The 8,676-nt window shown below is 60.7% G+C and carries 13 protein-coding genes; 8 read left to right on the plus strand and 5 right to left on the minus strand.

Translation table 11 applies throughout. The features are described from left to right. Positions 1–110: 110 nt before the first annotated feature. Positions 111–266 carry a hypothetical protein gene (locus FNJ47_RS25260; protein ID WP_338027760.1) on the plus strand — a complete coding sequence of 52 codons (156 nt, stop codon included), beginning with the start codon at positions 111–113 and terminating at the stop codon, positions 264–266. 12 nt (positions 267–278) lie between these two features. Here the strand turns inward: FNJ47_RS25260 and FNJ47_RS25265 are convergent, their stop codons facing one another. Next, positions 279–464 (minus strand): hypothetical protein, encoded by a 186-nt coding sequence (locus FNJ47_RS25265; protein ID WP_163157998.1) that lies wholly within the window; start codon positions 462–464, stop codon positions 279–281. Positions 465–692: 228 nt separating this feature from the next. Here FNJ47_RS25265 and FNJ47_RS25270 point away from each other — a divergent pair, with 228 nt between their 5' ends. Then, entirely contained in the window at positions 693–1,046 is a 354-nt protein-coding gene (locus FNJ47_RS25270) for a phasin (RefSeq protein WP_163158000.1), read from the plus strand. 6 nt (positions 1,047–1,052) lie between these two features. Here the strand turns inward: FNJ47_RS25270 and FNJ47_RS25275 are convergent, their stop codons facing one another. Continuing rightward, positions 1,053–1,313, minus strand: a complete 261-nt coding sequence (locus tag FNJ47_RS25275; protein ID WP_163158018.1) for a hypothetical protein — start codon at positions 1,311–1,313, stop codon at positions 1,053–1,055. A gap of 209 nt (positions 1,314–1,522) precedes the next feature. Here FNJ47_RS25275 and FNJ47_RS25280 point away from each other — a divergent pair, with 209 nt between their 5' ends. Then, complete coding sequence (locus tag FNJ47_RS25280; protein ID WP_163158020.1) at positions 1,523–1,825, plus strand: hypothetical protein; 303 nt, start codon at positions 1,523–1,525, stop codon at positions 1,823–1,825. A gap of 96 nt (positions 1,826–1,921) precedes the next feature. Here FNJ47_RS25280 and FNJ47_RS54770 read toward each other — a convergent pair whose 3' ends face one another. Continuing rightward, entirely contained in the window at positions 1,922–2,311 is a 390-nt protein-coding gene (locus FNJ47_RS54770) for a hypothetical protein (protein WP_430649415.1), read from the minus strand. Between the two features lie 529 nt (positions 2,312–2,840). On the opposite strand from FNJ47_RS54770, the gene FNJ47_RS25290 reads away from it, so the two are divergent. From FNJ47_RS25290 to FNJ47_RS25300, 3 genes are read left to right on the plus strand one after another with little or no spacing between them, the layout of a single operon-like run. After that, positions 2,841–4,064: an acyl-CoA dehydrogenase family protein gene (locus FNJ47_RS25290; protein WP_163158002.1), complete on the plus strand. Its 1,224-nt coding sequence runs from the start codon at positions 2,841–2,843 to the stop codon at positions 4,062–4,064. A gap of 10 nt (positions 4,065–4,074) precedes the next feature. Next, positions 4,075–4,629, plus strand: coding sequence for a flavin reductase family protein (locus tag FNJ47_RS25295; protein ID WP_163158004.1), 555 nt, complete (start codon positions 4,075–4,077; stop codon positions 4,627–4,629). Then, positions 4,626–5,312 (plus strand): TetR/AcrR family transcriptional regulator, encoded by a 687-nt coding sequence (locus FNJ47_RS25300; protein WP_163158006.1) that lies wholly within the window; start codon positions 4,626–4,628, stop codon positions 5,310–5,312. The genes FNJ47_RS25295 and FNJ47_RS25300 overlap by 4 nt, the downstream gene beginning before the upstream one ends. 6 nt (positions 5,313–5,318) lie before the next feature. Here the strand turns inward: FNJ47_RS25300 and FNJ47_RS25305 are convergent, their stop codons facing one another. Both FNJ47_RS25305 and FNJ47_RS25310 read right to left on the minus strand, forming a co-directional pair. Further along, positions 5,319–6,194 carry a polysaccharide deacetylase family protein gene (locus FNJ47_RS25305; protein WP_163158008.1) on the minus strand — a complete coding sequence of 292 codons (876 nt, stop codon included), beginning with the start codon at positions 6,192–6,194 and terminating at the stop codon, positions 5,319–5,321. A 15-nt stretch (positions 6,195–6,209) separates the two neighbouring features. Next, positions 6,210–7,307 (minus strand): LLM class flavin-dependent oxidoreductase, encoded by a 1,098-nt coding sequence (locus FNJ47_RS25310; RefSeq protein ID WP_163158011.1) that lies wholly within the window; start codon positions 7,305–7,307, stop codon positions 6,210–6,212. A gap of 169 nt (positions 7,308–7,476) precedes the next feature. Here FNJ47_RS25310 and FNJ47_RS25315 point away from each other — a divergent pair, with 169 nt between their 5' ends. Both FNJ47_RS25315 and FNJ47_RS25320 read left to right on the plus strand, forming a co-directional pair. Further along, positions 7,477–8,358 carry an FAD binding domain-containing protein gene (locus tag FNJ47_RS25315; RefSeq protein ID WP_163158012.1) on the plus strand — a complete coding sequence of 294 codons (882 nt, stop codon included), beginning with the start codon at positions 7,477–7,479 and terminating at the stop codon, positions 8,356–8,358. After that, the coding region (locus FNJ47_RS25320) for a 2Fe-2S iron-sulfur cluster-binding protein (RefSeq protein ID WP_163158014.1) at positions 8,355–8,676 on the plus strand (322 nt) is incomplete at its 3' end. The genes FNJ47_RS25315 and FNJ47_RS25320, both read left to right, overlap by 4 nt.

The raw sequence follows: 8,676 nt of genomic DNA on the forward strand, positions 1-8,676 counted from the left end.
CGTCCACGAAGCCGCCGCGGGTCAGACAAAGTCTGATCCAAATGCCGCGTTAGTCGAAGCGAATGACAAACAATCCATTCGCTGAATTTTCGCTTGAACGCGCGATCGGCTTGCGCTGGACCCTCCGCGATATCCAGGCTCGCAGGCTCAAATTGTCACCGGTCAGCGACGAGGATCTGCGCCTCCTCACGGAGCTCGGCCTGGTCGAACTGCACGACGACGAGCCTGCGCTAACCGAGGCGGGAGCCGCGGTGCTGGGCGACTGAAAGGGCCGCCGCCTAGCGCGCGTTCAGGAAGCTTTCGCCGGCATTGCACGGCGTGCACTGATAGGTCAGCACGTCGTAGACTTGGTCGCGCGGCTCGATCAGAGCGAGCCGCATTTGCGTGCCGCACTTCATGCACGGCATCTCTATGCTGGTCTTGAATCGGGTGCAGGTCGGTGTCGGACGAACGGCGCGCAGCATCGGATCCCCTTATTCCCCAAGAGACGCGAACGCGACCAACAACGAGGCCGAATCACTATGCCACAGTGCTGACATGATTGGAATCGGCGGCGGCCCAGTCTGGTCGCGGCTAGGTAATTTTTCCTCGATAGCCGGAACGAGTGAGGCCCGTCCTGGTCGGCGATACGGCGCTGACGGCGTCGCAAACTATGCTAACCTCGCGGGACGCTTACTTCAGGGGGCGCGATCATGATTGAGCCGAAGCTTGAAGTTCCCGCAGAGTTGCGCGACCTCGCGGAAAAGACCATCGACCAGGCCGAACAGGCCTTCAGCCTGTTCTTCGATGCCGCGAGCAAGTCGATGACGGCGATGCCGGGCACGGGTACCGAGATTTCCAAGCAGGCGCTGTCCTTCACCGAGCAGAACATGAAGGCGGCGTTCGAGCATGCGCGCAAGCTCGTGCACGCGACCGATCTGCAGGAGGCGATGCGGATCCAGTCGGAATTCCTGCGCAGCCAGTTCACCAATGCCGGCGAACATATGCGTCAGATCAGCGGAAGCGTGATGTCCGCGACCAAGGACGCGGCGAAGGGCAAGTTCTAGGGCGACCTAGCGCCGGCGCGCGACGGCGACGCCGAGCAGAAACGCGACGAACAGGCTCGCGAGCGGTGCTTCGCGTGTGACCGCACTCACCGTGGCCAGGGCTCCGCCCGGGCGGCGGGAGGTTGCAATCGCCTCGCTGAGACGATCGGCGGCTGCTCGAAGTCCGTCCGACACCTCCGTGATGGTGCGCGAAACGTCGGTCGCGGTGTCGATCGCGCGCTCACCGAGCGTGGGCTGTAGCGGAGACTCGGGCGTTTCGGTGCTCATGTATCGTGCCGCGATTTGACTGGAGGTCGGGTGATCGTCGCCTTTGGCCATCCGCGCGCTCGCGTGTTTTGAATGGCGAGTGACGGTCACATATCGTGGAATTCAGCAGTTGCGGATTGGTTCCACCGGGATGCCCCGCTTTCTCATCGGGGAACCGGAAACTTGCGCGCGGGTCGCGGTTTGTCTCCATGGAGGAGACAATGATGACAATGCACGCGCATGGCATAGCGGATGGCCATTCGGTCAAGCATCGAAACCGGCACGGCGGTACGCCGCTGCTGGTTGCGGCTGTGGTTGCGATCCTCGGCGTGTTGGGCATGCTGATCGTCGACCACGGTCCGTGGAGCAAGCCGAAGGTGCAGCCGGCCGCTACCGCCAACTATTCAACGACAGGCGAAGCGGCGCGTGCAGCTGGCGCAAAGGTGATGCCGACCGAGCCGAAGGCCCCGATCGAGCCTGCTCCACCTGGGCCAAAGCCCGCTCAACCGGCTAACCCAATCCCTCCGCAATAATGCGAAGCGTTGACGCATCCGGCACAGGGTGCGCGGAGATTGACTTGTCGAGCAAATCAGCGGCGACAAAATCATTGTCGGCAATATCGCTGATGATCAGCGCACGCTGACCAGCATGCCCCACGCCGCGGCGAATCCCGCACCGACGAGAACCAGTATGGGACTGTCGCAGAAGATGCCGCCATATTGGCACATGGTGGCGCCCATCGAACCGATCTGATGATGGCCAGCGGCATAGAATAGGCCGGACAAGACCACGAGCACAGCAGCAACGAAATACATCGGCGCTTCCTCCTTGCAATCCAACTGCGGCGCGGGTCGGTTGACGCGAGCCAGAACTATCCTGATGTCGATCCAAAATTGCAGTCGAGCGTCCGCTTGACGCGTCAGGCAACTCACCGGCACACGGCCATTATCGCAACAAGCATAACGCGATCGGCGACAGCCCATGTTGCGATTCCGGATCGTGCGCGGATTTTCGATCAAGGGGGTTTCCCACCGTCGAAGTCGACCTGTCGTATTTTAGCTATCGCGTTCAGCGAGCAAAAAGGTCTGTGGCATCGAGGATAATCGCATCATCCCGCGATCGTTGAGGCTGCAGCAAAGTCAGCGGTAGGCCCGTTCCAGTGGGGCATCACTTGCGAGCAGACCGCTGATCGCTTTCTGATCGACTGTGTTCGATCTCCTCCGGTATCTCTCGATGCCGCTCCGGATGAGTGCCCCCTTCTGGTCGGCAACAGAACTTGGCGAGCCCGATCAGTAGATTTGGCTTCTTGCGCGCATCCATGCATGGCCCGGTGCATTTGATCTGATCACGACCATATCAGCCTCGAATGTCGGTTCTCTAAGCTTGGACCCCTACAGCGAAGGGCGGGCGTTCTCCACCGGCGTCCCGTGAGTGGTCCTGAACGCTTGATTCTGCGCGTATAGAGCCGATCTCTGTATTGATCTGTGATGATCGCCCGATAAACTAGCCAGAGGCTCGACCGTATGAGAGGTGGCGGAGGAAACGTCCATGTCAGAGGTTGGTAGCGAGCTTGAAACAACTCGGGCGTCAGGCGTGGGTCTGGATCATTCGGTCATGATCGCGCGAGCACGAGCGCTGGCCCCGGTGTTGCGTGAAAGGGCTGCCCGGACCGAAGAGCTGCGCCGCTTGCCGCCGGAGACCGAGCGGGATCTGCATGACAGCGGCCTTTTCCGGATCCTGCAGCCCAAGCGCGTCGGGGGCAGCGAACTCGACTATGTTGCCCTGGTCGACTGCGCTGATGCGCTGGGGCAGGGCGACGCCTCGGTTTCCTGGAACTTTGCCAATCTGGCAAGTCACCACTGGATGCTGGGTATGTTCCCGCCCGAGGCGCAGAGCGCGGTGTGGGGCGAGGACCGGGCTACGTTGATTGCGTCTTCCTTTGTCTTCCCGGCAGGCCGTGCCAGGAAGACAAGTGGCGGATATGTGCTGAGCGGTCACTGGCCGTTCTCGTCGGGGGTGGAAGCCTGCGGATGGAACATGCTCGCGAGCGTCGTTGCCTCGGACGACGAGGCCGATGGTGTCGAGTATCGGTTGTTCCTGTTGAACAGACGAGATTACAGCATCGACGACACCTGGAATGCGGCGGGTTTGCGCGGAACGGGGTCGAACGACGTGCGGGTCTCCGACGCATTCGTTCCAGAGCATATGACGGTTGCCGTCAGCGATCTTGCTGGCGGTGCAACGCCAGGCAGTGTCGTCAACCCGAATGCACTCTACATGCTACCGGTGTTTTCGTTGTTTCCCTATGTGTTGTCCGGAGTCGGTCTGGGAAATGCCCAGGCCTGCCTTGACGACTATGTCGAGATCGCGCGGCATCGCGCCTCGACCTATAACCGGGCCAAGATCGGGGACCTGCAGAGCACCCAGATCAAGATCGCCGAGGCATCGGCGAAGATAGATGCCGCGCGGCTGATCATGCGCACGAATTGCGTTGAGGTGCTCGCGGAGGTCCGGCGTGGCGATATCCCGAGCATTGCGGCGAAGACGAAGCTCCGGCGCGATGGCGCGTTTGCGGTCAATCTGTGCACTGAAGCGGTGTCGGTTCTATTTGCGGCGAGCGGCGCGCGCAGCCTGTTCACCTCGGGTGCATTGCAGCGCCAGTTCCGCGATGCGCATGCCGTGAACTCGCATCTCGCCTTCAATTTCGATGCGGCTGGCACCAATTACGGGCGGGTGGCTCTCGGGCTGCCGTCTGAAAACCTGACGCTTTGAGGCCAGCCGGATGTCTCACTCACCCAAACATCCGCCGGACCCTGCCAGTGAGCTCGAAAGCGACAGCTCGACGATTGATCCCCGCGACTTCCGCAATGCACTCGGTATGTTTGCGACAGGTGTGACGATCGTCACCGCGATGTCGTCCGAAGGACGACCTTACGGAATTACGTGCAATTCGTTTGCATCGGTGTCGCTCAACCCGCCGCTGGTGTTGTGGAGCCTGGGGACGTTTTCGCAGGGACTGCCCATCTTCCAGAATGCCAGCCATTTCACGGTCAATGTTCTTGACGCGTCGCAGCAGACGCTGGCGATGCAGTTTGCCAAATCGTCGGGTGACAAGTTCGCGGGCGTGAGCTGGACACCAGGTCTTGGGAATGCGCCTGTCCTTGCCGACGTGGTCGCGAATTTCCAATGCCGTGCTGCCAACCGCTACTATGGTGGAGATCACGTCATTTTCCTGGGGGCGGTCGAAGCCTATGCCTATAACCGGAACAGTCCGCTGCTGTTCGCGCGGGGAGGTTTTGGCCGGTTCCTGGCCGACGATGGTGACAAGGCATCATGAATCGAAAGACGCCGGTCAAGCGCGTTCGTGCCAAGCAGAGGCGACTATCAGCTGACGATCGTCGCAGTGAGTTCGTCACCAAGGCGACCGAGTTCTTCGCGGAGGAGGGATTTGGCGGCGGCACGCGTGCGCTCGCTCGCAAGCTCGGTGTGACACAGCCGCTGCTGTATCGGTACTTTCCGAGCAAGGACGATCTCATCAAGGAGGTCTACCGCAAGGTCTATCTTGAGCCCCTTGAAATCGGCTGGGAGAAATTGCTGTCGGACCGGTCGCGTCCGCTCCGCGCGCGGCTTCAGGAATTCTACGAGATCTATACGGATGCGATCTTCAATCGAAAATGGCTGAGAATCTACCTCTACTCTGGCCTGAAGGGTCTTGATATCAATCGTTGGTATGTCGGCATGGTCAAGGACAAGATCCTGACGCGTATTCTCAGGGAATGCCGTCACGACGCCGGCCTTGCGACCCAGAGCAGGCCCAGCGCCGCGGAACTGGAGCTGGCCTGGGTGTTTCACGGCGGCATTTTCTATTATGGCGTACGCAAGTACATCTACGAAGCGCCAGTCCTGAAAGACAAGGCGCAAATGATCAGTGATGCACTGGATATCTTCCTCGCTGGATTCGAGAGGATGGCGGAGAGCGCGACCGATCGTCGGCGGGCGCCGGTCAAGGTCGTCGGCTGAGCCGCGCTACCTTGTCGCCATCTGACCCCGATACCAGTCTCCGATCTCGCTCGCCGTCATCAGCGCCACGCCGTCGTGACTGATCACGTAATCGAGCAAGGCCTCCAGGTACTTGATTCGATGCGGCACTCCCGTGATGTAAGGATGCACCGAGATCGCCATGATCCGAGCGTTCTCCGCACCTTCGAGGTACAGCCGATCGAACTGGTCGGTGCAGCGCGTCAGGAATTGCTCCGATGGAAGGTGCTGTAGCGCGTGAATGACGATATCGTTGGTCTCGACAGAATAGGGAATCGTCGTCACCGTTCCGTGCGGCGTGGCGATGTCCTGGGGCAGATCGTCGATTACCCAATCGGCCACGTATTCGATTCCGTTGAGGCGCAGAAGATCGAGGGTTTCCTCAGTCTCGGTCAAGCCCGGGCTTTCCCATGATCGCGGTGGCTTATCGGTAAATCCGGCAATGGTGTCGACCGCACGCTTGATTGCATCCGCCTGGTTTTCCAGTCTGTGCATCGGACCCTGCACAAACCCATGGCCCATGAACTCGAAGCCCGCCTCGAGCGCCGCAGATGCCACGCGTGGATAGCTGTTGCAGACATTGGCGTTCGCAGCCAGCGTCACCGGTATCTTGCGATCGGTGAATGCCTTGAATTGCCGCCAGAAGCCGGCGCGCATGCCGTATTCATGCCACGACCAGTTCGGCACGTCGGGCAGCAGAGGCTGGCCCATCGGTGGGCTCAGCACCGTGCGTGGCATCGCGTTTTCGATACGCCATTCCTCGACATTGAGGATGACCCAGACGGCAAGCTTCTTGCCATCAGGCAAGGTCAGTTTCGGTCGGTCAATCTGAGCCTGGTACGGAATGCGATCGGTGAATGCCATGTCGAGACTCCCTGCTCACGCCGATGATCCGGCAGCAGCGGCATTGATCCGCGGCAGGACCTTCTCGGCCATCAGGATCATCGATTGACGGCCGAGCTCGCGGTCTTTCCAGTCCTTGCCGGCATACAGCAGGGTGCCGAAGGTGCCGGTCTCGTGCTGGAACGCCAGCACTTGATCGGCCACGCTTTCGGGGGTGCCGTAGATGACCAGCTTGTCGCAGATCGATTCCAGCGTAACCTCCGCATCAGGTTGGTCACGACGGGTCTTGAACAGTTCGAGCCGGCCGCTGCGCTTCAGCTTCGTGAACAGCTGGTGATAATAGTACACATAGGGACTGTCTGATGACGTGGCATAGGCCTTCGCCGTTGTGGCGTCCTTTGCCACGAACACGCTTTTGGCCACGCGCCAATTGGCGGTGTCGACGGCCCGGTTCGCACGCTCGCAACCCTCGACATATTTGGGCCAGTGACTCTTCACCCAGGCAGGCATCAGGAAGTTTGCCGAGATCGGATCCCAGCCGCGCGCGGCTGCCTCCGTGACGCCTATTGAAAACGGCGCGACCGCAGTCACCACGATCGGCGGGTGAGGGGCCTGCAAGGGGCGAGCTACGATCCCCTGGCCGATGTCCTCGATCAGAGTTCTCTTCACCGAGACGTTCCAGTATTTGCCCTGCAGATCATAAGGCGGCTTGCCGGCCCAGATATCAAGAACCTGATTGATCGCCTCGAGGAACATGGCATTGCGGTCGGCATCGAGATTGCCGAAAACTTCTGCGTCGGACAGCAATCCGCCGGGGCTTATGCCAAATATGAAGCGGCCATCAAGCATGTGATCAAGCATGGCGACGGATGCGGCGACCGCCGCCGGGTGAGTGTTCGGCATGTTGATGGTGCCGGTTCCAAGCTTGATCTGCTTGGTTGCGGCTGCGAGCCAGGCAATGAACGCGATGCTGGAGGTGATGTTCTCGGCCTTGTCTGTGACATGCTCGCCGACATACGCCTCGGTGAAACCGAGTTCATCCGCGAGCAGGAAGGCCTCCCGATCCTCGCGGAGTGATTGCCGCCAATCCTTATCGAGGGGGTGGATCGGCATCGTAAAGAACCCGAGCTTCAAGATCCGCCTCCCTGCGCGTTGAACTTTAGTTGGCAGGAAACCTGCGTCCTTCCCAAGTCGAAGACAAGCCCTGCCACACAAATAATCACTCGATAAACAAACTTGACCTTTGACGAGGGCGGCCCTCTAATCGGGCAAACCAAAATTGGGCCCGGGAGGCCACGCCCACATGAAAGCTGCGGCTTTCGCCTACGCCCGCGCGACCAGCGTCGTGAATGCGCTGGAGTTGCTTGCCGCGCACGGTGACAAGGCGAAGGTTCTGTCGGGTGGCCAGAGCCTGATGCCGGCGATGAACCTGCGACTCCTCTCCCCAGACATTCTGGTCGATATCGGCGGCCTCGCCGAGTTGCGCGGTATCGCTGTGAGGGGAGACGTGCTGGTCGTTGGCGCGTTGACCCGGCACGTCGACCTGCTTGGATCGCCGGAGATTGCGCTGCACGCGCCGCTGTTGCGGGATGCCGTTGCCCACGTCGCCCACCCCGCAATTCGCAATCGCGGAACGATTGGCGGTAGCGTTGCTCACGCCGATCCTGCATCGGAATTGCCTGCCTGTGTTCTGGCACTTAACGCCACGATCGTCGTTCGCGGTCTGGCCGGCGAGCGCCGGATTGCGGCGACTGAATTTTTCAAGGGAATCTACGAGACGGCGCTCTCGCCGGACGAGTTGCTGGTCGCGATCGAGGTGCCAGTGGCAGGCCAAGGGGTAGCATTTTTCTTTCAGGAGTATGCCCGACGGCATGGCGATTACGCCATCGTTGGTCTTGCCGCGTGTGCTGCCGTTGCCGCCGGCAGCTTCACAGATCTTCGGCTCGGCTTCTTTGCGGTTGGCGACAGGCCGGTGCTTGCAGCGGCTGCCGGCAAGCTGATCAATGCATCCGTGACGCCGGCCTTGCTTGCGGAGGCTACGGCCGCGCTGGCCGATGAGCTCGATCCGCAGGAAGACCAGCAGGCTACTGCGGCTATGCGACGACATCTCGCTGCCGTCTTGCTCCGGCGCTGTGCGGCCGCGTTACTTGCGCGGCCCGAACTGGAAAAGGGAGCGACGAGGTGAGTGCTCCGGTATCGGTCTCGCTTCTGGTCAACGGCGAACCCATCGATGCGGTTGTTTTGCCGCGGCTCAATCTTGCTGACTTCATCCGGGAACATCTCAAGCTGACCGGAACCCACGTTGGTTGTGAGCACGGCGTCTGTGGCGCCTGCACCGTCAGCATCAGGCAGGAGCGAACGATCTCGCCATCAACCCTGACGGTGCAGGCGCAGGGCGCGTCAGTCGAGACGATCGAAGGGCTGTCTGACAGCGGTGAAATTGCCGATCTTCAGGCCGCATTTCGCGAACGCAATGCTTTGCAGTGTGGCTACTGCACGCCTG

This window comes from Bradyrhizobium uaiense (assembly GCF_010811875.1).
Classification (GTDB): domain Bacteria; phylum Pseudomonadota; class Alphaproteobacteria; order Rhizobiales; family Xanthobacteraceae; genus Bradyrhizobium; species Bradyrhizobium uaiense.